This is a genomic window from Actinokineospora sp. PR83 (assembly GCF_021056305.1).
In the GTDB taxonomy this organism is placed as follows: domain Bacteria; phylum Actinomycetota; class Actinomycetes; order Mycobacteriales; family Pseudonocardiaceae; genus Actinokineospora; species Actinokineospora spheciospongiae.
Genome location: NZ_JAJCXD010000026.1, coordinates 1 through 21963 on the forward strand (window position 1 = coordinate 1; position 21963 = coordinate 21963).

The following is a 21963-nucleotide window of genomic DNA, read 5'->3' on the forward strand; positions in this document are numbered from 1 at the left end:
GTGCGCCCGCGCTGCTGCTGGAGCACTTCGCCGCGGGCCCCAGCGGCGTGCCGCCGCTGCCGCGCCCCGGGTTCGCCGCCCCCGGCCTGCTGCGCGCCCGCGCCCGCGGCCGGGTCGACGGCACCGCCGCCGCGGCCGGGCTGCTGCCGATCGGCACCGGCGACGCCTCCTGGCTGCTGCGCCTCGGCGAGGCGCTGGCGCCCTCGGTGCGCCACTCGAACCTGATGCTGGTGGCCGCCGACCGGCGCACCGGCAAGCGGGTGCCGCTGCGCGAACCGCTGGGCCAGGCCATCGCCGCGTCCTGGGCCATCCCCGGCTGGTTCCCACCGGTGACCGTGGGCGGGCGCGAGTACATCGACGGCGGGGTGGTCTCGCCCACCTCGGCCGACCTGCTGGTGCCGTTCGGGCTGGACGAGGTGGTCGTGGTCGCGCCGATGACCTCCTCAGGGCCGGTGCCCGCGCGCGGCCTCGACCGGGTCGAGCGGGTGTTGCGGCGCCCGATGACCCGGCGGCTCGACGCCGAGGTGGCGGTCCTGCGCGAGACCGGGGTCCGGGTGCGGCGGGTCGAACCGACCGCGGAGGCCCTGGCCGTGATGGGGCCCAACTTCATGGACCGGCGCCGCGTTCCGGCGACGCTGGAGGCAGCGCTGCGCACCACGGTCACGGGGGAGAGATGAGCCGGTCGTTCGAGGTCCTGGTCGTGGGCGCGGGGTGCTCCGGCATCGGCGCCGCCGTGCGGCTCAAGCGGCTGGGGGTCGACTTCGCCGTGCTGGAGAAGGCCGACGACTTCGGCGGCACCTGGCGGGCCAACACCTACCCGGGCTGCGCCTGCGACGTCCCCTCGGCGCTGTACTCCTACAGCGACGAGCCGAACGCCGACTGGTCCCGGGTCTACGGCACCCAGCCGGAGATCCTGGCGTACCTGCGGGACGTGGCCCGGCGCAACGGGATCGCCGAGCACACCCGGTTCGGCGTGGAGATGTTCGGCGCCCGATGGGACCCGGCGGCGGCCCGCTGGCGGCTGGAGACCACCGACGGCGAGTACGACGCCCGGTTCCTCATCGCCGCGCCGGGGCCGTGGAACGAGCCGCTGGTGCCCGACATCCCCGGGCTCGCGGGCTTCCCTGGCGAGATCTTCCACTCCGCCCGCTGGAACCACGACTTCGACCTGACCGGCAAGCGGGTCGCGGTGCTGGGCACCGGGGCCTCCGCGGTGCAGTTCGTGCCGGAGATCGCGCCCAGGGTGGCCGCGCTGCACCTGTTCCAGCGCACCGCGCAGTGGGTGCTGCCCAAGCCGGACGTGCGGGTCGCGCGGGCGGTGCAGCGGCTGATGGGGGCGTTCCCGTTCGTGCAGCGGTGGCTGCGCGGGGCCGAGTACGGGGTGATGGAGGCCCTGGGCACCGGCTTCCGCCACCCCGGCCTCATGCGCGCCATCCAGGCCATCGGCCGCGCCCACCTCCGGGCGCGGGTGCGCGACGACGCCCTGCGGGCCGCGCTGACCCCCGACTACACCATCGGGTGCAAGCGGTTGCTGTTCTCCAACACCTACCTGCCCGCGCTCACCCGGCCGAACGTCACCGTGGTCCCCAGCGAGGTCGCCGAGGTACGCGGCAACACCGTGGTCGCCGCCAACGGCGACACCACCGAGGTCGACGCGATCATCCTGGGCACCGGCTTCCACATCCTCGACATGCCCCTGGCCGACCTGCTCCGCGACGGCGGGGGCCGCACCCTCGGCGAGCACTGGCGGGGCAGCCCGCAGGCGTACCTCGGAAGCGTGACGGCCGGGTTCCCGAACGCGTTCACCCTGCTGGGGCCGAACCTGGGCACCGGCCACTCGTCGGCGTTCATGATCCTGGAAGCGCAGCTCGACTACGTCGGCGACGCCATCGCCCACGCCAGGGCGCACGGCTGGCAGACCATGTCGGTGCGCCAGGAGGTGCAGGACGCCTACAACGCCGAGGTGCAGCAGGCGGTGTCCACCACGGTCTACAACACCGGCGGGTGCCGCAGCTACTACCTCGACGTCAACGGCCGCAACAGCTTCATCTGGCCCTGGTCGACCCCGCGCCTGCGCCGCCGGGTCGGCACCTTCGACCCGCGCGCCTTCACCCCCACCACCGCCGACGAACCGGCCCAGGCGGGCTGATCCACTGTGGACGGGGGAGCGCCCGCACCGGTGAGCGGTGCGGGCGCGTCGGGGGTCAGCGCTGGTACTCCTCCCAGGTGACCTTCGGGGTGACCACCGGGCCGTCGTCGGCGCCGTGGTTGGCCAGGCCGTTGAAGCCCAGGTAGTAGTCCCCGGACTGGTGCTGGGCGGGGGTCGACTGGTCCGGGTCGCCCAGGGCCACCGCGTGGATGTGGTAGGCCCAGTCGCCCTGGGCAGGGGTGCGCACCCAGGCGGCGAAACCGACCTGGCGCAGCACCCTGGCCACCGAGGTGCGGGTCGCCGCGGTCATCCCGGACACCGACAGGTCCACGACACCGCCGCCGTCGTGGGTGCCCGCGGAAGTGGGGTCACCGCCGGGGTTGTACGAACCCTGGGTGATGACAAGCTGCCGGTTCAGCAGGCGCTCGGCCTCCACCAGCATCGCCCTGGTGCGGGTGTTCACCGTGGCGCCGCGGAAGGTGACCCGGGTACCCGCGGTGACGACCCTGGTCACCGTGTAGCGGTTGGTGCCCAGGCTCTTCAGCGACGTCTGACCGGGCAGGCCGGAGGCGTCGATGCCGGTGTAGCCCAGCGAGCGCTGGTAGGCGGCGTACGCCTCCACCGTCTTCGTGCCGAAGTGCCCGTCCACGTACCCCGAGGTGAGCAGCCCCTTCGCGTTCAGCGCCCGCTCGACAAGCAGGACGCTGTCCCTGCTGCCCGGCGTCAGCGCCGAGTCCGGCCTGCGGGGGTCGATCTGCGCGGCCTTGAGCACCGCTTCCATGTCCACGGTCGGCAGGGCCGCCTGGGCGGGTGCGGCCAGCCCCACCACACCCAGCAGCGCGGTCAACACCAGTGCTATCCGTCGTCCCGACATGTCCGCCAGCCAAGCGAGTCCGACGGGCCGGGGCAAGGGGCCGTAGGGGTCACGCGCACCGGTTCAGTGGGTCACTGGAGTTCCGCGCCGCGGCAGGCGAGGGCCTCGGCGATCTCGAACAGCTTCACGTTGAGCTGCTGCGAGGTCCGCCGCAGCACCTCGTAGGCCTCGTCGGCGTCGATGCCCCTGCGCTGCATGAGGATGCCCTTGGCCTGGCCGATCACGTCCCGGGTCTCGATCGCCCGGGTCAACTGGGCCGCCCGCAGCTCGGCGACCTCCACCGCCTGGGTGTGGGCCAGGGCCAGGGAGGCGTGCGTGGCCAGCAGGAGACCGGTGTCGATGTCGGCGGGGGTCAGCGTGCCGCGACCCCCGGAGTAGACGTTGAGGGCGCCGGACACCGGGCGGTTGTCGGTCAGCAGGGCCACCGCGAACATCGAACCGTAGCCGCGCTCCGCCGCCGCCCGCCCGAACCGGGGCCAGCGCGGCTCGTCGGCCATGTGGTCGCTGAGGGTGTAGGCGGGCCCCGCCGGGTCCGCCGCGTCCACGCAGGGCCCCTCGCCGAGGGCGTACTGGAGCTCGTCGAGCTGCACCGCCACCGGGTCGGTCTCCACGGGGGTGTGGAAGCTCCCGTCCGGGCTGCGCAGCGTCACCGACACCATGTCCGCCGCCGGGATGACCTCCTTGGCGGCCGCCACCACCCGCCGCAGCACCTCCGCCACGCTCCCCGCCGCCACCAGCGCCCTGGTCAGCCCGGCGAACTGCACCGCCAACATCCCGGCGCTGACCTCGGCGTCGTCCATCCCCGCGGTCAGCGGCATCCCGAGCACGCCCTCGTCCCCTGCCATCCCTCACCTTTCGCCCCCGCACACCCTACGTGCCCACCCGCCGCAACCGTAGCGACGAGCGACACGCCCGGCGCCATTTCCGCAGGTGAGGGTGTTTCCCGACCGGGAAACGCTCACATGACCCTGCGCAGCCACCCGCGGGTGTCCGCCACTCGGCCGTACTGGAGGTCCAGGATGTGCTCCCGCAGCGCCAGCGTCGTCTTCCCCGGGGCGCCACCGCCCACCCGCACGTCCAGGTCGGCCCCCTTGAACCCGACGATCGGCGTGATCACCGCGGCGGTCCCGGCCGCGAACACCTCGGTCACCGACCCGTCCGCGCACCGCTCCCGCAACTCGGTGACGCTCACCGGCCGCTGCACCGGGGTCAGCCCGTGCTCGGCCGCCAACGCCAACACGCTGTCGCGGGTGACGCCCTCCAGGATCGTCCCCAGCGGCGGGGTGACCAGCTCACCGCCGGAGGTCACCAGGAACACGTTCATCGTGCCCGACTCCTCCAACCACTCGTGCTCCACGCCGTCGACGTAGAGGACCTGGTCGCACCCGTGCTCGTGCGCCTCGGTCTGGGCGGCCAGGCTCGCCGCGTAGTTGCCGCCGCACTTGGCCTCCCCGGTGCCCCCCGCCGCCGCCCGGGTGAAGGTCGTGCTGATCCACAGCGTCACCCCCGACCCCGAGGAGAAGTACATCCCCGCCGGGCAGGCGATCACCGAGTACTCCACCCGGTGCGCGGGCCGCACGCCCAGGAACGTCTCACTGGCGAACATGAACGGCCGCAGGTACAGGCTCTGCTCCCCGCCGAACGCGGGCACCCACTCCGCATCGGCCCGAACCAGCCCCTCGACGCTGGCCAGGAACTCCACCTCGGACACCTCCGGCAACGACAACCGCCGCGCCGACCGGGCGAACCGGGCGGCGTTGATCTCCGGGCGGAACAGCCAGACGCTCCCGTCGGCGTGCCGGTACGCCTTGAGGCCTTCGAACACCTCCTGCGCGTAGTGCAGCACGGCGGCGCCGGGGTGCAGGGTGTACGGGGTGATCGGGCCGACCCTGTGGTCGTGCCAGCCCGCCTCGGGGGTCCAGGTGGCGGAGGCCATGTGGTCGGTGAAGTGCGTGCCGAAACCCGGGTCGGCCAGGATCGCGTTCCGGTCCGGGGTGGGGGTCGGGCTGGTGGTGCGGTGCAGCGGGAAGGCGGCGGTCATGGGCGGATCCTAGCGGTGGGGTCCGGCGGAGGCTGCGAGCCGGTGATTTCTATTTGTTATTTTCTATCTTGATAGCTGACATTTCTGGGGTGTCGGGTGGGTGGATGTGCTTGATCGACGTCTCGCGGGAAGGGGGTCGTGCTTGTGGAGCCCGGGGTTTTCCGGTGCCCGCGTGGTTCCGCTTGCCGTGGTTCAACAGTCACCGACGGAGTGGTCGACTCGTGTGGCGGTGATGTGCCCGGCTGTGGGTCATGAGTTCCGCGAGGAGGGGTGAGCTTCCGCCGTGGATCGTCTCGGATGGTCTGCGGGAGTGGATCGAGCCGTTGGTGCCGGGATCTGGTCCCGGTTGCCCGGGCTGTTGCCCGCCGAGCCGCACTCGGCGGGCGGGAGGGGACCAAGCGGTGGTCGGCACCTCGCGTGTCCGGGCGGCGCGACGCGGCCCAAGCCCGGCCGGTCGCGCCCGACCGGGCTCCGAGCAGCACGTCCTGACCGACGGCGGCCCCACCGCCTCGCGGCAACCGCGCCGAGCGGGGGTTGTGCCTGATCGGTCAGCGAACCGAAGTCACCACGGGCGTGACCTCCTCGACCGGTACCAGTCTCATGCACTTCAGGGAGCCGTCCGGCTGCTCCACGCAGATGATGACGTCTCCCGGGTCGGCCTGGGCGCTGGACGCGCCGAACAACACGGAGGCGGAGGCGGCTGCCGCAACGAGGAAGCTGCGAATCAAGACTCTTGCACTCATGCGGTTCGTCCTCTGTTTGTGGTGGATCACCGGTCTGGTGACGGCAAGTGAAACACCGCTTCCCGGGGCGAAGAAGGCATGTCACTCATTCAGCGCAAGCGTTGCGCCGCAGGGATCCGAGGTGCGAGGTGGGAGCGTTCGCGGGGTGGGATCTTCGGGTGTTCGGGAGGGTGGCGGGTGGTTGGGTGGCGACGGCTTGCGGGGTGGGTTGGTGGGGAGGTTTCGGAACTTCCGGCTCGGGCTGACCCTTCGGGGAATCGGTGGAGAAACACTGTCCACAGTGGATTAATGGGCTGTTCGGCGCAGTGGTGGGGTTGCTGTTTTCGGCGTATCGACCGGGGGATCGGGACCTGCATATACTCACGCGTCGGTTGGATGTGTTCCGGTGTGGGCGGGAGGTGTTGTCGATGCGCAGCGTCCGCGAGGTCTGAGTTTCCTTCGGTCCACACCGCTTGTGTGACCGGGTGCGGTGTGGGTGTGGCCGCGGCGCACGCGTGGTCACACCCACCCCTCTCCCGGGAGTTCTCCCATGCCTTTGGATCCGCAGGTTCTCCGCCACCGCGAGCTTCGGGCGGAGAACGGGGTCGTTCCGCTCTACGAGTTGACCCTGGCCGAGGCGCGGGCCGAGGACCTCCGGTCCATTCAGGACAATGAGGGTGCTCGGGAGGTCGTGGCCGAGGTGGGGGAGCGGGAGATCGCGGGGCCGGGTGGGGGGATTCGGCTCCGGGTCTACCGGCCGGGGGCGGGGGTGCTCCCGGTGCTCGTCTACTTCTTCGGCGGGGGGTGGACGCTGGGGACCATCGAGACGGCCGACGCCATTTGCAGGCGGTTGGCGAACGCGGCGGGGTGCGTTGTCGTCTCCGTGGGGTACCGGTTGGCCCCGGAGCACAGGTTCCCCGCCGCCGTGCACGATTGTGTTGCGGCCACTGCCTGGGTGGGGGAGCACGCCGGGGAGTTGGGGGTGGATGCGGGTCGTGTGGCTGTGGGTGGGGACAGTGCCGGGGGGAACCTGGCTGCGGCGGTGACCCTGGTGGCTCGGGAGCGGGGGGTGAAGCTGGTGCACCAGTTGCTCGTCTACCCCAACACCGAGTACCGGGCGGACACCGCGTCCCTGCGCGAGAGCACCGATCGGTACCTGTTCAACCGGGACTCCGTGGCCTGGTACTGGGGGCACTACCTGGCTTCCCCCGAGGACGGGGAGAACCCGCTGGCCTCGCCGCTCAAGGAACCGGACCTCTCCGGGCTGCCCCCGGCCACGGTCATCACCGCCGAGTACGACCCGCTGCGCGACGAGGGGGAGCGCTACGCCGAACGGCTGCGGGACGCCGGGGTGGCCGTCGACCTGACCCGGTACGACGGGATGGCGCACGGGTTCTTCGCCATGTTCGGCACCGTCGACGCCGCCGGGCGGGCTGTGCGGGCCGCCGCTGACCGGCTGCGCGAGGCGTTCGCGGCGGACGCGGGATGACCGGCCTGGACCCCGGCCCCCGCGCGGCCGACCCGCACCCCGACGAGAGCCGCACCTTCGGTTCGCCCTCCGCCGACCCGCGCGCCGTCGAACTCCGCGCCGCTGATCTGCGGCTCGCCGAGCTGCACCACAGCCTGTCCGACCCGCTGCTGTCGGCCATGACCTTCCTCAACGAGGTGACCGCCCGCTTCCCCGAGGCCATCTCCTTCGCCCCGGGCAGGCCCCACGAGAAGCTCTTCGACCCGGACAGCATCGCCGAGAACCTCGCCGCCTACCGCGACCACCTGCACGCCCAGGGCCTCGACCGGGGGCAGGTGCGCACCGCGCTGTTCCAGTACGGCCGCACCAAGGGGCAGATCCACGACCTCATCGCCCGGACCGTGGCCAACGACGAGGGCATCCACGTCCCGGCCGACGCCGTGGTGGTGACGGTGGGGGCGCAGGAGGGGATGCTGCTGGTCCTGCGCGCGCTGTTCGCCGACCCGGGTGACGTGCTGCTGGTCGCCTCCCCCTGCTACGTCGGGATCACCGGGGCCGCTCGGCTGCTGGGCATCCCGCTGGAACCCGTGCCCGAGACCGACGCGGGGCCGGACGCGGGGCGGGTGGCCGAGGCGATCGGGCGGGTGCGGGCGGCGGGGCGGCGGCCGAGGGCGCTGTACCTGGTGCCCGACTTCGCCAACCCGTCGGGGGCGAGCATGTCGGTGGCGCAGCGGGAGCGGCTGTTGGCGCTGGCGGCGGCCGAGGGGGTGCTGGTGATCGAGGACAACCCGTACGGGTTCTTCACCGGCGCCGACGTGCGGACGCCGACGCTCAAGGCGCTCGACCGGGAGCGGTCGGTGGTGCACATCGGGTCGTTCGCGAAGACCTGCTTCCCCGGTGCCCGGCTCGGGTACGTGCTGGCCGATCAGCGGGTGGTGGCCGCCGATGGGTCGACCTCGCTGCTCGCCGACGCGTTGGCCCAGGTCAAGAGCATGACCACGGTGAACACCCCGTCGTTGAGCCAGGCGGTGATCGGGGGGTTGCTGGTGCGGTCGGGGTGTCGGTTGCGGGAGGCGAACGCGGAGGGGATCGCGTTCTACCGGCGCAACATGGCGTTGTTGCTCGCCGAGTTGGGGCGGCACTTCCCGCCGGGGTCGGGGGTGCGGTGGAACACCCCGGCGGGTGGGTTCTTCGCCGTGCTGACCGTGCCGTTCGCGGCCGATGCCGCCGCGCTGGAGGTGTCCGCGCGGGAATTCGGGGTGCTGTGGACGCCGATGGATGCCTTCCACCTCGACGGCGGTGGGCGCGACCGGCTGCGCCTGTCGTGCAGCTACGTCGACCCGGAGGAGCTGGTGGAGGGGGTGCGCAGGTTGGCGGCGTTCATCCGGTCCCGCTGACCGCGCTGCGGTCGAGGTCGGCGAGGGTCGGTCGGCCGGTGAGGGTCATGGCCTCGGTCAGCTCGTCGACGAGCAGGTCCAGCACCGCGCGGACGCCGTCCGCGCCCGCGTGCGCCAGGCCCCAGACGATCGGGCGGCCCAGCAGCACGGCCCGGGCGCCCAGGGCCAGGGCGACCAGGGCGTCCCGGCCGCTGCGCACGCCGCCGTCGAGCAGCACCGGGAGGCCTGCCGCCGCGTCGACCACCTCGGCGAGGACGTCGATGGTGGCGGGGGCGCCATCGAGCTGGCGCCCGCCGTGGTTGGACACGACGACGGCGTCGACGCCGTGCGCGCGGGCCAGTCCGGTGTCCTCGGCGGTCAGGATGCCCTTGAGCACCAGGGGCAGCGGTGACCGCTCGCGCAACCACGCCAGGTCGGCCCAGGTGATGCGGGGGTCGAACTGCTCGCGCGAGTGCCGCTCGATCGCGGAGCTGCCGTCCTCGGCGACGTGGCTGCTCGCCATCACCGACGCGGCCACGTTCACCGCCACGACCCCCGGTGGCACGGTGAACCCGTTGCGCGCGTCGCGGGGTCGCCTGGCCACGGCGGGGGTGTCGACGGTCAGGACCAGGGCGTCGAACCCGGCGGCCTCCGCGCGGTGGACGAGGTCGAGCAGCACGGCCCGGTCGCGCAGCCAGTAGAGCTGCATCCACAGTGGACCGGACGCGGCGGCGGCGATGTCGGCGAGCGGGGTGCTGGCGAACATGCTGACGACGTACAGCGCGCCGGAGGCCCCGGTGGCGGTGGCGACCTCGCCGTCCGGGTGCGCCAGGCGGTGGTAGGCGGTGGGGGCGATGCCGACCGGGTGCGGCAGCGCCGCGCCGAGCAGGGTGGTGGCGGGGGACACCCGGGACACGTCGGTGAGCACCCTGGGGCGCAGGGTGCGGCGGGCGAAGGCGGCGGTGTTCTCCCGCAGTGTCCACTCCGCACCGGCCCCGCCGTCGAGGTAGTCCCACACCTCACCCGGCAGGGTGGCCGCCGCCGCGGCGGCGTGGTCGGCCAGCCGGTCGGGTTTCGCCTTTTTCCCGCCGTCCATTGCGCCGTTCGGACGCACAATGCCCTCCAGTGCAGAGAATGGTCGATATCCGGTTAATTGCACACCGCTGCGGGCGTCGGCCACGCACCGCTCGCCCCGGTCACTCTACGCTGCTCGCCGCCGCCGGGGCCGGGCCGTGAACACCCTGTCACACCTGGGAAAACGTTCGTACGGTCGAGTGCGGGCTACTCCTTACGGTCGACATTGACGCGGGCGTGCCCCTATGCGATTGTTCCTGCCAGTCGGACGGTAATTGAGTCGATGCGACATTCGGCCCACCCGGGTCAATGAAAGGTTTCGATGACGCACGCCGATTTATCCTCGAACCCGCCCCCGATTTCCACCGGGGAATGGGTGGACACCGTTCTGCTTGCCGGGGACCCCGGCGAGGTGTGCCTGCGGCTGGCGTCCCCGGTCGACCGGGCGGGCCTGCGCGCGGTGGTCGGTGAGCGGGAGGCGGCGCTGCGCGCGGCCGGGCTGACCGCGGGCGGCACCGTCGCGTTGCGACTGCCGCCGTCGCTGGAGTTCGTGGCCACCCTGCTCGCCGGGTGGCGGATCGGCGCCCAGGTGGCGCTGCTGGACCACCGGCTCACCGAGCACGAGGTGACGGGCGCGCTCGACCGCGTCGCCGCCCAGTTCGTCGTGGACGTCGTCAGCTCCCGGGGGCACCGGCTGTGCGGCTACGCCGAGGTCGTGTCCGCGGTCTCCGCGCGCCCCGGCGGCCTGCCCGCGCGCACCCCGCACGCCCTGGTGCAGTTCAGCTCCGGGTCCACCGGCGCCTCGAAGGTCATCGCCCGCACCGCCGGGGACCTGGTGGCCGAACTCGACCGCTACGACCGGTTGCCGGGGTTCCCCCGGCGCGGTGAGCGGGTCGTGGTGCTGGCCTCCGTGGTGCACGTCCTCGGCTTGGTCGGGGGCCTGCTCAACGGGTTGCACGCGGGCGCCGAGCTGGTGTTCCCGCGCAGGCTCACCGCCGAGGGCATCCTCGCCGCGGTCGCCGACGGCGACACGCCCGCGACGGTCCTCGGCGTGCCGTTCCACGCCGAGCTGCTGACCTCCGGCCCGGAGCCCGCGCCCGCCCCGCGGTTGCGCCGCATGGTCGTGGCCGGGGAACTGGTGCGCCCGGAGGTGCCGCCGCGCTTCCGCGAGCGCTTCGGCGTGCCGCTGGGCACCATGTACGGGATGACCGAGGTCGGGGTGATCGCCACCGACCTCGACGGCGACCTGTGGCCCGCGGTGCGGCCGACGCACGGCGTGGAGCTCAAGGTCAGCGGCGGCGAGCTGTGGCTGCGGATGCCCGCCTCCCCGTACCTCGGCCTGGCCGACCCGACCCGGTTCGTCGACGGCTGGTTGAGCACCCGCGACGCGGGCTCGGTCGACCCGGGGACCGGGGACGTGACCGTGCTGGGGCGGCTGGACTCGCAGATTTCCGTGGGTGGCCTCAAGGTCGACCTGACCGAGGTCGAGCAGACCCTGTCCGGGGTGGACTGCGTCCGGGAGGCGGTGGTGCTGTTCGACGGCACCGTGCGCGCGTACCTGGCGCTGCACGGCGGGACCACGCTGTCCGAGGGCGGCGCGGTGGCCGCGGTGGAGGCGGCGCTGGCCGGGCGGCTGGCCCCGTTCAAGCGCCCGCGCGAACTGGTGGTGCTGCCCGCCCTGCCCAGGACGGCCACCGGGAAGATCGTCCGCGACCCCGCGGTCCTGCGCGCCGCGCGGGACCGGGCGGACGCGGTGGCGGCGACCGCCGCCCAGGCATGAGGTCCGGCACGAGGAGGGACACCCGATGAGGGACAAGGTGCGCGAGTTCGTCGTGGCCGCGCTGGCGGACATGAACTACGACGTCGGCGACGTGACCGGGGACAGCGAGCTGGGCCCGGCGGGCCTGGACATGGAGTCGCTGGGGATGGCCGAGCTGGCGGTCCGGGTCGAGGACGAGTTCGGGGTGGCCTTCGACGACGAGGAGGCCGAGGGGCTGGCGCTGATGACCCTCGACGAGTACGCGGCGGCGGTCGTGGCGCGGCTGCCGGTGGCCGAGGCGTCCGCCTGAGATGGCCGCCCCGCAGATCCCGACCCCCGGGCGGCCCCCGCTGCCGGACCGCGACGCGGTGCTGGCCATGGTCGCCGGTTACCGCGACCGCGCGCCGGGCGAGGTCGGCGAGAAGCTGGACTCGCTGGAGCTGACCTGGCTGGTGGCGCAGGTCGAGCAGCGCTACGGCGTGGAGCTGGAGCTGACCGACGAGGTGTTCGCGGGCATGGCCACGGTCTCCGGGGCGGTGGACACGCTGCGCGCGGTGCTCCCGGCGGCGGCCGGTGGCTGAGCGGGTGGCGGTGTCGGCGGTGGCGGTGCGCACCGGCTTCGGCCGGGGCGGCGCCGGGCTGGTGGGCGCGGGGTTCGCGGGCACGCCCGCGTTCACCCCGGTCACCCGGTTCGACACCGCGGGCCGCCGCACCGACCGGGCCGCCACCCTGCCCGGGGACCCGGACCTGGCGCGGGAGCTGGCCGGGGTCGTCGTGGAGGTCTGCGCCGGGCTCACCGCGGCGCAGCGGGCCGCCACCCCGGTCCTGCTCGCCGCGCACGCCGACGCGGCGAACGCCGAGGTGGCCGCCGCGGTGGTCGCCGCGACCGGGGTGCTGGGGGTGCCCAGGACCTACACCAACGCCTGCGTCGCGGCGAGCACCGCGGTGGCCGACGCCGCCACGGTGCTGCGCACCGGCCGGGCGGAGCGGGTGGTGGTCGCGGCGGGGTACCTGGTGGAACCGGCCATGTTCGGCCTGTTCGACGCGGGCCGGGCGCTGGCCCGCGACGGCCGGGCGCGGCCGTTCAGCCGGGGCCGCCAGGGCATGGTCCTCGGCGACGGGGTGGCCGCGGTGCTGCTCACCGCAGGCGATTCCAATCCACTTGCGACGATCGAGGGCTGGGGCCGCACCGGCGACGGACACCACGTGGTCAAGCCCGCCCCGGACGGCGGCGGGCTGGCCCGCGCGATCGGGACCGCCCTGGAGCGCGGCGGGATCGACCCGGCCGAGGTCGGCTACGTCAACGCCAACGGGACCGGCACCGAGTTCAACGACGCCGCCGAGGTGGCCGCGCTGCGCCGGGTGTTCGCCGACGCGCCGGTGCCGGTCAGCTCCACCAAGTCCGTGCACGGGCACGCGCTGGAGGCGTCCGGGCTGGTGGAGCTGGTGGTGACCGTCCTCGCGCTGACCGAGGGCAGGCTGCCGGTGAACGCCGGGTACCTCGGCCCGGACCCGGCCTGCGAGCTGGACCTGGTCCTCGAACCCAGGGCCGCCGCGCCGCGCTACGCGCTGACCCTGAACTCCGCGTTCGGCGGGGCCAACACCGCGCTGCTGGTCGGTGCGCCGTGACCGGCACCCGGACCACCGCGGTCGAACCCCCGGCCCACCCCCGGCCCGCCACCGGCGCCGTGGTCGAGACCTCCGAGGCGAACCCGGGTGCCCGGGTCGTCGACGCCAGGTGGCCGGAGTCCGACGTGGACACGCTGCCGTCGATCCCCGGGTTCATCCTGTCGGACTTCACCCCGCTGGTGGCCGCGGTGGCCGAGCGCTGCCTGCGGGTGCACCACGGCGAGCCGCCCGCCGACCCGGCGCGGGCCGCGCGCACCGGGCTGGTGCTGGCCAGCGCGCGCGGGGACACCACGACCCTGCGGATCGTGACCGAGGCGGTGGCGGCCGGGCGCCGGGTGCCGCCGCTGCTGTTCTTCCAGTCCAACCCGAACGCCGTGCTCGGGCACGTCGCGGCCCGGTGGGGACTGGGGGGTCCGGTGGTGTGCGTGAGCCCCACCGGCGACCCGATGGCCGACGCGCTGGCGTGCGCGGAGCTGCTGTTCGACGCGGGTGACGCGGACGAGGCGGTGGTCGTGGTGGCCGAGCTGGGCGAGGGCGGGGAGCAGACCGGTGGCGCGGAGGCGCTGCTGGTGATGGCGGAGGGACGGGTATGACGAGCATCCGGGCGGCACTGGCCGCCGAGACCGGGCTGGGCGCGGGCAACGTGCTCACCACGCTGGTCGAGCGCGACCTCGACCTGGACCGGCCCGCGCTCACCTTCGACCGCGAGGTCGACGGTGTGCCCGCCGGGACGGCGGTTCCCGTGCGCCGCCTCGACGAGCTGGTCCGCGCTCGCGCCGCCACCCTGCACGCGCGCGGCATCGGGATGCGCGACCCGGTGGGGGTCACCGCGAGCAGCGTCGGGGAGAACGTCCTGACCTTCCTCGCCCTGGCCCGCCTCGGCGCGATCCCGGCCCTGGTCAACGCCGGGGTGTCACCGGAGATCACCGCTCTATACCTCAACCGGGTGGGTGTGGTCACCGTGCTGGCCGACGCCAGCCGCCGCGCCGCGCTGTCAAGCACCGGGTTGTCGGGGCTGACCCCCGTCGAGACCCTCGGCACCGGCGACCCCGCCGACGCGCCCGAGGCGTACCGGTTCCACGGGGACGACCCGGTGGCGATCACCCACTCCTCCGGGACCACGGGGGTGCCGAAGGCGGTCGCGCACTCGCACTCCAGCCTCTTCGCCGCGATCCGCCACCGCCTGCGGATGCCGAAGGCCCAGGGCATCGAGCGCGTCCTCTCCGCCCTGCCCGCCCCGCACGCCGCCACCCTGATCGCGCTCAACCTCGCCCTGTGCAGCGGCAGCGAGCTGTTCGCGCTCTCGGAGCAGACCGGCCGGTCGGTGGTGGAGGCGATCGAGCGGTGGCGCCCGACCGGGGTGTTCGGCTTCGCCGCGACCTGGTCGGAGATGGCCAAGACCGACCTGCGCGGCCGGGACCTGGACTCGGTGTCGCTGTGGTGGAACACCGGTGACTGCGCGCACGAGGCGCACATCCGCAGGCTGATCTCCCACGGTCACCGCACGGTGTTCACCCGGGAGGGCCTGGTCCGCCTGCCCGGGTCGGTGTTCATCGACGGCCTGGGCTCCAGCGAGATGGGTCACTCGCACTTCCACAACACCCACACCACCGAGACCGACCGCTACGGCCGCTGCATCGGCCGCGCGCACGCCTTCGCCGAGCCGATCGTGGTGGACGCGCGGGGCAACGAGCTGCCGCACGGGGAGGTGGGTGAGCTGGCGACCAAGTCGCCGACGCTGTCGCTGGGGTACTGGAACGACTCGGTGACCACCCACCGCACCCGCGTCCGCGGCTACTTCCTCACCGGCGACGCGGTCTACCGGGACGCCGACGGCTACTTCTACCACGTGGACCGGGTCGTGGACTCGGTCGACCTCGGCGGCGGGAAGCGGCTCTACACCGCCATGTCCGAGGAGCGCGTCCTCAACGCCTGCCCCGACGTCGCCGACTGCACGGTGGTGGCGGTGCGGACCGGGACCGGTGTGGTCACCGACGTGCTGTTGCAGCTCGACGCCGCCGCGGACCCCGCGCTCGACCGCACCGCCGCCGTCCGCGCGGCCCTGGGCGAGGACGTCGCGGCCACGCTGCGCGAGGTGGTCGTGGTCGACGACGCGCAGATCCCGCTCGGCCCCACGGGCAAGGTGCGCAAGGTGGCGCTGCGCGAGCGGTACCTGGCCGACCCGGGCGCCCGGTGAACCGAGCGGGGGCGGTCACCGGCATCGGGCTCGTCACCCCGGTCGGCCGCAAGCCGGGCGAGGTGTTCGACGCGCTGTGCGTCGGGCGCTCCGGGGTCGTCGCCCCACCCGAGGGGCACCCGCTGGCCGGGTTGGTGGAGGCCGCCGGGATCGGGCCGGACGTCGACGCCGCCGAGGTGTTGCCGCCGCGGGAGTCGCTGGCGGTCGACCGGTTCGTGCTCTACGCCATGGCCGCCGCCGACGACGCGCTCGCCGACGCCCGGATCACCGTGGGCACCGACGTCGACCCCGAGCGGGTGGCCGTGGTGGTCTCCACCGGCGGGGCCGGGTTGGAGACCTACGACCGGTACGCGCAGCTGCGGGCGTCCGGCGGCCGGGCCAAGGTCACCCCGTACCTGCTGCCTGGGATGCTGGCGAACATGGCCGCCGCCCGGATCGCGATCAAGCACGGTGTGCGCGGCCACAGCGCCTGCCTGGCCACCGCCTGCGCGGCCGGGGCCCAGTCCATCGCCGAGGCGCTGCGGCTGCTGCGCTCCGGCGACGCGGACGTGGTCGTCTGCGGCGGCGTCGACACCCCGCTGCACCCGACGATCGCCGCCGCGTTCGGCAACGCCCGCGCGCTCGCCCGCGGCTGGGCCGACGACCCCGGCCGGGCCAGCAGGCCGTTCGACAAGCGGCGCAACGGTTTTGTCCTCGCCGAGGGTGCCGGGGTGCTGGTGGTGGAGCGCCCGGAGTTCGCCGACGCCCGCGGCGCCGCCGCCTACGCCGGGCTGCTCGGCTGGGGCGTGACCACCGACGCCCACCACCCGACCACCCCGCGCCCGGACGGCGCGGGCGCCGCCGCGGTGATGCGCCGGGCCCTGGCCGACGCGGACCTGCGCCCGTCCGACGTGGACCACGTCAACGCCCACGGCACCTCCACCCCGCTCGGCGACGCGGCGGAGGCGCTGGCGCTGCGCGCGGTGTTCGGCGACGACGGGCCCGCGGTCAGCTCCATCAAGGCGCTGACCGGGCACATGCTCGGCGGCTCCGGCGCGGTCGAGGCCGCCGCCACCGCGCTGAGCATCGCCGAGAGCGTGCTCCCGCCGACCCACCACCTCGACGACCCCGACCCGGCCTGCCCGCTCGACCACGTCCGCGGCGCCCCGCGCACCGGCGCGGTCCGGGCGGCGCTGAGCAACTCCTTCGCCTTCGGCGGGCACAACGTGAGCCTGCTCCTGGGAGCCCCGACCACCACCCGCACCCGCACCACGGCGCCGACCCCGCACTGACGCCACCCGACCCCGCCACACCAACCGCAGCAGCGCAGAGCAAGAGGATCAGCCATGCACGTTCACGCCATCGATCACGTCGAGTTCCACGTCGGCGACGCCGACGACGCGGCGGCCGCGTTCTGCGCCGACTACGGCTTCCGGGTGCGCGGCGGGCTGACCGGGCCGGGAAGCCGGTCGGTGCTGGTGACCCAGGGCGCCATCCGCGTCCTGCTCACCGAGGCCACCGACGCCGGGCACCCGGCCGCGGCCTACGTGGCCAGGCACGGCGACGGCCTGGCCACCATCGCCCTCGCCGTGGACGACCCCGACGCGGCCACGGCCGAGGCGGTCGGGCTGGGCGCGGTCGTCGGGCCCGGCGGGCGGATGGGCGGCTTCGGCGACGTGGCGCACACCTTCGTCCGCGCCGACGCGCTGCTGGAGCGGGTGGAACCGGCCGACGGCGGCGCGGGCAGCCCGCTGGAGCTGCTGGAGACCATCGACCACGTGGCGGTGTGCGTGCCCGCCGGTGAGCTGCTGTCCACGGTGGCCCACTACGAGCGGGTCCTCGGGTTCGGGCAGGTGTTCACCGAGCACATCCAGGTCGGGTCGCAGGCGATGAACTCCACCGTGGTGCAGAGCCCCAACGGCCAGGTGACGCTGACCCTGCTGGAGCCCGACACCACCGCCCTGCCCGGCCAGATCGACGCGTTCCTGGCCGCGCACGAGGGGGCGGGCGTGCAGCACCTGGCGTTCGGCACCGCCGACATCGCCACCGCCGTGCGCACCCTGGCCGAGCGCGGGGTCCGCTTCCTGTCCACCCCCGGCGCCTACTACGACGAGCTGGAGCGCCGGGTCGGGCGGGTCGCGGTGCCGGTGGACGTGCTGCGCGAGCTGAACGTGCTGGTCGACCAGGACACCGAGGGCGAGCTGTTCCAGATCTTCGCCCAGAGCACGCACCCGCGCCGCACCCTGTTCTTCGAGCTGATCGAGCGGCTGGGCGCGCTGACCTTCGGCAGCGCCAACATCAAGGCCCTCTACGAGGCCGTCGAACGCGAGCGGGCCGCCGCCCCGACACCGACCGCGACCCGCTGACCGGGGAGGACCCCCATGACCGCTGAACTCACCGACACCCACGGCTTGTCCGAGGTCGAGCGGGCGCTGCTGCCCACCGACGCCGAGGTGGCCGAGTACGCGCGGCGCGGCTGGTACCTCAGCCGCAAGCTGTTCACCGACGACGAGGTCGCCGCCCTCGTCGACGCCGGTGAACGGTTCTACGCCCACGGCGCCGACCGCGAACTCCCGGTGCGCCCGCCGAACCTGGCCTACTGGACGCCCGAGGACGGCCCGGACGTCCAGCGGCACAACGACTACGTCCACCACCTGCACGACGAACTGGGCTCGATCCTGCGCAAGCCGCTGATCGGCGCCGTCGCCGCCCGGCTGGCCGGGGCCGAGGAGATCCGGATCTGGCAGAGCACGCTGATCCTCAAGCCGCCGCGGCCGGACGAGCCGTCGAACCTGGTGCCATGGCACATGGACCGGCACTACTGGCAGACCTGCACCTCCGAGCGGATGCTGACCGCGTTCATCCCGTTCCACGACTGCGCGGTCGTCAACGGCACCATCACCGTGGTCGACGGCAGCCACCGGTGGGCGGAGGTCCCCGGCGACGACTCCACCCGGCACTTCGCGGCCCGCGACAAGGCCGAACTTGAGGCGCTGCTGGTGGCCAACGCCGCGCACAACGGCGCCGAGGTGGCCAGGGTGCCCGTGGTCATCCCCGCCGGGCACGTGAGCTTCCACCACTGCCGCACCTACCACGGCAGCGGCCCGAACCTGGCGCCCTCCCCGCGCCGGGCGGTGTCGCTGCACCTGCAGGACGGCGACAACCGGTGGCGGCAATACCACCGGCCCGACGGTTCACCGGTCGTCTACAACCACGACGTCCTCGTCCGCCGCGACGCCGCCGGAAATCCCGACTACACCGACCCGGAATTCTGCCCCGTCCTCTGGCGGGCCTGACCCGGGAAAAGCGGAAAAGCCCGGCCGGGAGGCGGCCGGGCTGTTTCCGCGCGAAAAATCCGCTATCGGATCTGCTTGGCGAACATCCGGGTCGCCCAGAACACCGAAAGGGCGGCCAGCGCGATCACGATCAGCATTCCCTGCCACACCACCGGGTCGCCGGGGGAGCCGGTGAACAGCGCCCGGGTGCCGTTGGTCGTCCAGTAGATCGGGTTCCACTCGGCGATGGTCACCAGCCAGGCCGGGGCCAGCGTCAGCGGCAGCAGCACCCCCGACAGCAGCGACAGCGGCTGCGACACCGCGTTGATGATCGGGCCCAGCGCGGCCGGGCTGGGGATCAGCATGGCCATCGCGTAGGACAACGCGCACGCCATCAGGGCCATCAGCGCCAGCATCAGGTACGCCAGCAGCAGCCAGCCGACGTGCACGCTCAGCCCGAACGGCAGCGCGATCACGGTGATCACCACCGCCTGCCCCATCAGCGTCGTGACCTCGGAGAACGCCCGGCCCAGGATCAGTGCGGACCTGCTCACCGGGGTCACCCTGGACCGCTCGATCACCCCGGAGCGCAGCTCGGCGAGCAGGCCGAACCCGGCGAAGAAGCCGCTGAGCAGCACCAGCACGACCAGCAGGCCGGGCACGTAGACCCGGTACGCCTCGGCGTAGGTGGTGGCGCCGGTGGGGGCCAGCGCCGTCTTCAGCAGCGGGGCGAACAGCACCAGGTAGGTGATGGGCTGCACGAACCCGATCACCAGCCGCGCCGGGGTGCGCAGCACGAGCAGCATCTGCCGCTGGTAGACGAGCCAGGTGTCGCGGAGGAACTTCATGTCCGGGGGTCTCGCTTCCTCGTCGTCGTGCCCGCTGCTACTTGTCGCGCAGGGAACGGCCGGTCTTGATCAGGAACACGTCGTCGAGGCTGGGCCGGTGCAGCTCCAGGGTGTCGAAGGCGATGTCGTCGGCGTCGAGGACGCGCATGATCTGCGGCATCGCCGTGGTCGCGTCGTCGACGTAGAGGCGCAGCCCGCCGCGCTCGTCCAGGTCGAGCTTGCGCACGTAGGGGCGGTCGCCGAACAGCTCCCTGGCGCGCGGGCCGGAGCCGTTGACCCCGACGGTGACCACGTCACCGGCCACCTCGTGCTTGAGCTGCGCCGGGGTGCCCGCCGCGACGATCTCCCCGTGGTCGATGATCGCTATCCGGTCGCAGAGGGCGTCGGCCTCGTCCAGGTAGTGCGTGGTGAGGAAGACGGTCATGCCCTCGTCGCGCAGCCTGCGCACCTCGTCCCACAGGTGCGCCCGGGACTGCGGGTCCAGGCCGGTGGTGGGCTCGTCGAGGAAGAGCACCCGGGGGCCGTGGATGATGCCCATGGCGATGTCCACCCGGCGCCGCTGCCCGCCGGAGTAGGTGCGGCAGAGCCGGTCGGCGAAGTCGGCCAGCTCGAAGGCCACCAGCGCCTTCTCGGTGCGCTCGACCGCCTCGGCCTTGCCGATGCCGTACATCCTGGCCTGCAGTACCAGTTCCTCGCGGCCGGTGACCTCGTCGGTGGTGGTGCCGCCCTGGGCGACGTAGCCGACCCGCTGGCGCACCAGGCCCGGCTCCCCGCGCAGGTCGGCGCCCGCGATGGTGACCGTGCCGCCGTCGGGTTCCAGCAGGGTGCACAGCATCCGCAGGGTCGTGGTCTTCCCCGCGCCGTTGGGGCCGAGGAAGCCGAAGATCTCGCCCTCCGCCACCGCCAGGTCCACCCCGCGCACCGCCTCGACCTCGCGGGTCTTGCCCCGCTTGCCGACGCTGAACGACTTGCGCAACCCGCTGACCTCGATCATCACGCGCTCCTGCTCCGGTGGGCCTGGGCCCGCTGTGTCGGTTCTGCTGCCGGTCCGGGTGCCGCGGCGAGTTCGGCCAGGTGCCGGGCGGCGGCCCGCGCCCCGCCCGCCGCGGCGAAGGCGTCGCGGACCGCCGCCGCGCCCGCTCGCAGCGCCGGGTCGTCGAGCACCCCGGTCAGCGCCGCGCGCAGCACCGGCGCGGTCGAGCGGGCGAAGTTGACCCGCACCCCCGCCCCGGCGCCGACGACCCGGGCGGCGTTGATCGGCTGGTCGTGCCGGATCGGGGCCACCACCAGCGGCACCCCGACGGCCAGGGCCTCGCTGACGGTGTTGAGCCCGCCGTGGGTGAGCACCGCCGACATGCGCGGCAGCAGGTCCAGCATCGGCACCCGGCGCCGGGCCAGCACGTGCGCGGGCAGCGGCGGCAGCGCCTCCGGCGGGGCGACCACCACCGCCCGCATCCGCTCGCCCAGCGGGGCCAGCGCCGCGATCGCCTCGCGCAGGAAGCGCGCGGTGATGTCGTCGGCCAGGGTGCCCATCGACACCAGCACCCCGGCCCGCCCGCCCAGCCACTCCCAGGGGAAGTCCGGCTGGTCCGGGCGGGTGCCCACGGTGGGCCCGACCAGGGCGAAGTGGTCCGGGAACGGGCCCGGCCCGGCGAGCGGACCCGCCGCGCAGGACAGCACCAGGTGCGGGGAGAAGCGCGGGTCGGCGTAGGCGTGCGCGGGCAGGCCCGCCTTGGCCCACAGGCCGCGCAGCCGCTCCTCGATCCACGCGGTGACCTGCGGCATCGCCGAGAGCGGGTGCCCCAGGTCCATGGTGGAGGCGACCACGGTGGCCCAGGTCAGGCCCAGCCGGTGGGCCACCAGCGCACCCGCCGGGCAGTGCTGGTCGACCACCAGCACGTCCGGGCGGAACTCGCGGGCGGCCCGCTCGACCGCGGGCAGGGTGAAGGTGGCGAACGGGACGATGAACCGCTCCCAGACCGACTTCACCGCCGCCAACCCGTGGTCGGACTGCGGTCGCAGCAGCCGCGACCCGGTGGGGAACACCGTCGCCGCGGTACCGAGCAGCGGGCGCAGCACCGCCTCCGACCCGCACCAGGCCACCTCGTGCCCGTCGGCGACCAGCGCGTCGGCGATGCCCTGGGCCGGGTTGACGTGCCCGGCCAGCGGCGGCACGACCAGCAGGAACCGGCTCACGCGGCGACCGCCGCGCGCACGTAGTCGACGACGTCGGCCACGGTCAGCCCGATGATCGCCTCCAGCGGCAGCGCGTTGACGTGCGCGGGCAGGTCCACCCCCGGCCCGAACCGGCGGGCCAGGGCCGCCTGGAGCGCGGCCAGGTCGACGCTGTCGAACCGCAGGTCGCCCTCCAGGGTGGCGTTCGGCCCAATGCCCGACACCTGCCCGCCGCAGGATTGCGCGACCTGTCGGACCATTCCGGCGATCTCGTGGGAAATGCACATCGCCAGACCCTTTCCCTCGCTTGCGCGGAAGGTACCCCAGGACTCACGCGGCCGTCACGAGAAAGTTCTGCGGCGCCGCCATTCGGCACCCGGCGGCTGGCGATCGGTGT

The 21963-nt window shown here is 73.7% G+C and carries 21 protein-coding genes; 13 read left to right on the forward strand and 8 right to left on the reverse strand.

The window, feature by feature from the left end:
- On the forward strand, positions 1-677 hold a 677-nt coding region (locus L6E12_RS09115; RefSeq protein ID WP_236227458.1), incomplete at its 5' end, for a patatin-like phospholipase family protein.
- Entirely contained in the window at positions 674-2149 is a 1476-nt protein-coding gene (locus tag L6E12_RS09120) for an NAD(P)/FAD-dependent oxidoreductase (RefSeq protein WP_236227459.1), read from the forward strand. The genes L6E12_RS09115 and L6E12_RS09120, both read left to right, overlap by 4 nt.
- A gap of 55 nt (positions 2150-2204) precedes the next feature.
- Here L6E12_RS09120 and L6E12_RS09125 read toward each other — a convergent pair whose 3' ends face one another.
- The 3 genes from L6E12_RS09125 to L6E12_RS09135 form a co-directional block, all read right to left on the reverse strand.
- Entirely contained in the window at positions 2205-3023 is an 819-nt protein-coding gene (locus L6E12_RS09125) for a peptidoglycan-binding protein (protein ID WP_236227460.1), read from the reverse strand.
- 71 nt (positions 3024-3094) lie between these two features.
- Positions 3095-3868 carry a GAF and ANTAR domain-containing protein gene (locus tag L6E12_RS09130; protein ID WP_236227461.1) on the reverse strand — a complete coding sequence of 258 codons (774 nt, stop codon included), beginning with the start codon at positions 3866-3868 and terminating at the stop codon, positions 3095-3097.
- A 113-nt stretch (positions 3869-3981) separates the two neighbouring features.
- On the reverse strand, positions 3982-5064 hold the full coding sequence (locus tag L6E12_RS09135; protein ID WP_236227462.1) for a branched-chain amino acid aminotransferase: 1083 nt from the start codon (positions 5062-5064) through the stop codon (positions 3982-3984).
- A gap of 1272 nt (positions 5065-6336) precedes the next feature.
- Between L6E12_RS09135 and L6E12_RS09140 the strand changes: the two genes are divergently transcribed.
- Entirely contained in the window at positions 6337-7275 is a 939-nt protein-coding gene (locus L6E12_RS09140; protein ID WP_236227463.1) for an alpha/beta hydrolase, read from the forward strand.
- Positions 7272-8651 (forward strand): PLP-dependent aminotransferase family protein, encoded by a 1380-nt coding sequence (locus L6E12_RS09145; RefSeq protein ID WP_236227464.1) that lies wholly within the window; start codon positions 7272-7274, stop codon positions 8649-8651. Before L6E12_RS09140 ends, L6E12_RS09145 begins: the two co-directional genes overlap by 4 nt.
- Here the strand turns inward: L6E12_RS09145 and L6E12_RS09150 are convergent.
- Entirely contained in the window at positions 8635-9726 is a 1092-nt protein-coding gene (locus tag L6E12_RS09150; RefSeq protein ID WP_236227465.1) for an alpha-hydroxy acid oxidase, read from the reverse strand. The genes L6E12_RS09145 and L6E12_RS09150 overlap by 17 nt on opposite strands.
- Before the next feature lie 354 nt (positions 9727-10080).
- On the opposite strand from L6E12_RS09150, the gene L6E12_RS09155 reads away from it, so the two are divergent.
- The 9 genes from L6E12_RS09155 to L6E12_RS09195 are packed head-to-tail and all read left to right on the forward strand — an operon-like array spanning position 10081 to position 18564.
- On the forward strand, positions 10081-11484 hold the full coding sequence (locus tag L6E12_RS09155; RefSeq protein ID WP_236227466.1) for a class I adenylate-forming enzyme family protein: 1404 nt from the start codon (positions 10081-10083) through the stop codon (positions 11482-11484).
- Positions 11485-11509: 25 nt separating this feature from the next.
- Positions 11510-11773, forward strand: a complete 264-nt coding sequence (locus L6E12_RS09160) for an acyl carrier protein (protein ID WP_236227467.1) — start codon at positions 11510-11512, stop codon at positions 11771-11773.
- Between the two features lies 1 nt (position 11774).
- Complete coding sequence (locus L6E12_RS09165) at positions 11775-12044, forward strand: acyl carrier protein (protein ID WP_236227468.1); 270 nt, start codon at positions 11775-11777, stop codon at positions 12042-12044.
- Positions 12037-13092 carry a beta-ketoacyl synthase N-terminal-like domain-containing protein gene (locus tag L6E12_RS09170; protein ID WP_236227469.1) on the forward strand — a complete coding sequence of 352 codons (1056 nt, stop codon included), beginning with the start codon at positions 12037-12039 and terminating at the stop codon, positions 13090-13092. The genes L6E12_RS09165 and L6E12_RS09170 overlap by 8 nt, the downstream gene beginning before the upstream one ends.
- Positions 13089-13685 carry a hypothetical protein gene (locus L6E12_RS09175; RefSeq protein ID WP_236227470.1) on the forward strand — a complete coding sequence of 199 codons (597 nt, stop codon included), beginning with the start codon at positions 13089-13091 and terminating at the stop codon, positions 13683-13685. Before L6E12_RS09170 ends, L6E12_RS09175 begins: the two co-directional genes overlap by 4 nt.
- The gene (locus L6E12_RS09180) at positions 13682-15289 is read left to right on the forward strand and encodes a class I adenylate-forming enzyme family protein (RefSeq protein WP_236227471.1); all 1608 of its coding nucleotides are present in this window, start codon (positions 13682-13684) and stop codon (positions 15287-15289) included. Before L6E12_RS09175 ends, L6E12_RS09180 begins: the two co-directional genes overlap by 4 nt.
- Positions 15286-16560: a beta-ketoacyl synthase gene (locus L6E12_RS09185; protein WP_236227472.1), complete on the forward strand. Its 1275-nt coding sequence runs from the start codon at positions 15286-15288 to the stop codon at positions 16558-16560. Before L6E12_RS09180 ends, L6E12_RS09185 begins: the two co-directional genes overlap by 4 nt.
- 54 nt (positions 16561-16614) lie before the next feature.
- Positions 16615-17634, forward strand: a complete 1020-nt coding sequence (gene hppD, locus L6E12_RS09190) for a 4-hydroxyphenylpyruvate dioxygenase (RefSeq protein ID WP_236227473.1) — start codon at positions 16615-16617, stop codon at positions 17632-17634.
- A 15-nt stretch (positions 17635-17649) separates the two neighbouring features.
- Positions 17650-18564 carry a phytanoyl-CoA dioxygenase family protein gene (locus tag L6E12_RS09195; protein WP_236227474.1) on the forward strand — a complete coding sequence of 305 codons (915 nt, stop codon included), beginning with the start codon at positions 17650-17652 and terminating at the stop codon, positions 18562-18564.
- Positions 18565-18626: 62 nt separating this feature from the next.
- Here the strand turns inward: L6E12_RS09195 and L6E12_RS09200 are convergent, their stop codons facing one another.
- Genes L6E12_RS09200 through L6E12_RS09215 form a run of 4 tightly spaced genes read right to left on the reverse strand, consistent with a single transcriptional unit; the run spans position 18627 to position 21853 of the window.
- Positions 18627-19391, reverse strand: a complete 765-nt coding sequence (locus L6E12_RS09200) for an ABC transporter permease (protein WP_236227475.1) — start codon at positions 19389-19391, stop codon at positions 18627-18629.
- A 37-nt stretch (positions 19392-19428) separates the two neighbouring features.
- Entirely contained in the window at positions 19429-20385 is a 957-nt protein-coding gene (locus tag L6E12_RS09205) for an ATP-binding cassette domain-containing protein (protein ID WP_236227476.1), read from the reverse strand.
- Positions 20385-21587 carry a glycosyltransferase gene (locus tag L6E12_RS09210; protein ID WP_236227477.1) on the reverse strand — a complete coding sequence of 401 codons (1203 nt, stop codon included), beginning with the start codon at positions 21585-21587 and terminating at the stop codon, positions 20385-20387. The genes L6E12_RS09205 and L6E12_RS09210 overlap by 1 nt, the downstream gene beginning before the upstream one ends.
- Positions 21584-21853 carry a phosphopantetheine-binding protein gene (locus L6E12_RS09215; RefSeq protein WP_308074502.1) on the reverse strand — a complete coding sequence of 90 codons (270 nt, stop codon included), beginning with the start codon at positions 21851-21853 and terminating at the stop codon, positions 21584-21586. The genes L6E12_RS09210 and L6E12_RS09215 overlap by 4 nt, the downstream gene beginning before the upstream one ends.
- Between the last annotated feature and the right edge of the window lie 110 nt (positions 21854-21963).